The sequence below is a fragment of the Amycolatopsis sp. lyj-109 genome (genome assembly GCF_046548995.1).
Taxonomy (GTDB): Bacteria; Actinomycetota; Actinomycetes; order Mycobacteriales; family Pseudonocardiaceae; genus Amycolatopsis.
The window spans coordinates 1-832 of the sequence record NZ_JAJPWR010000066.1 but is presented as its reverse complement, the minus strand read 5'-3'; the positions used below and the strand labels follow the sequence as shown (position 1 = coordinate 832).

General features: G+C 67.3%; 1 pseudogene. It reads right to left on the bottom strand.

The annotated features are described in order from the left end of the window. Positions 1-765 (bottom strand): annotated as a pseudogene (locus ACLJQF_RS48835) (IS3 family transposase); the annotation flags it as partial. Between the last annotated feature and the right edge of the window lie 67 nt (positions 766-832).

The window sequence follows — 832 nt, the reverse complement described above, 5'->3', positions numbered from 1 at the left end:
CGACGATCTTGTTGGAGTAGCAGTCCTTGACCGCACACAGATACAGCTTGCCCTCACCGGTCGGGTGCTCGGTGATGTCGGTCAGCCACTTGGTGTTCGGCGCCGTGGCGGTGAAGTCGCGGCGCACGAGGTCGTCGTGCACTGGCGGGCCGGCTTTGTGGGTACGGCCTTTCTTCTTGGCGTGCAGCGAGAAGATTTGCTGCATGGAGCAGATTCTCCACACCCGGTTCTCTGAAGCGGTGAACCCGCGCCGGGCGAGCTCGTCGGCGATGAACCGGTATCCGTCGGCCGGGTCGTCGGCGTGGATCTCGAGCGCGGCGTTGATCAGGTGCGCGTCGTCGTAGTCCCGCTGGGAGACCGGGGCGGCGCACCATTGGTAGTAGGCCTGCCGGGAGATCCGCAGCACCCTGCACGTCACCGCGACTGGCACCCGCACAGGGGCGCCGGCCGCGGCCAGTTCACGGACGAGCAGGAAGACTATTTTCCCGGCAGGTTGCCCTGCGCGAGGTAGGCGGCGGCTTTGCGCAGGACCTCGTTCTCCTGCTCCAGCAGCCGGTTGCGTTTACGCAGTTCCCGCAGCTCGGCGGACTCCTCGCGGGTCACGCCGGGTCGTGCGCCGTCCTCGACATCGGCGGAGCGCAGCCAGTTGGCCAGGCAGGACTCGGAGATCCCGAAATCCTTGGCGACCTGCTTCAGCGGGGTCTCGCCGCGGCGGGCCACGGCCACGACGTCGTCACGGAACTCTCGGGGGTAGGGCTTGGGCACGGTGACATCCTTCCAGGCGAGGCGGCAGCCTCACACGTGAGGTGTCAACCAGACCCTGGGCAGACCC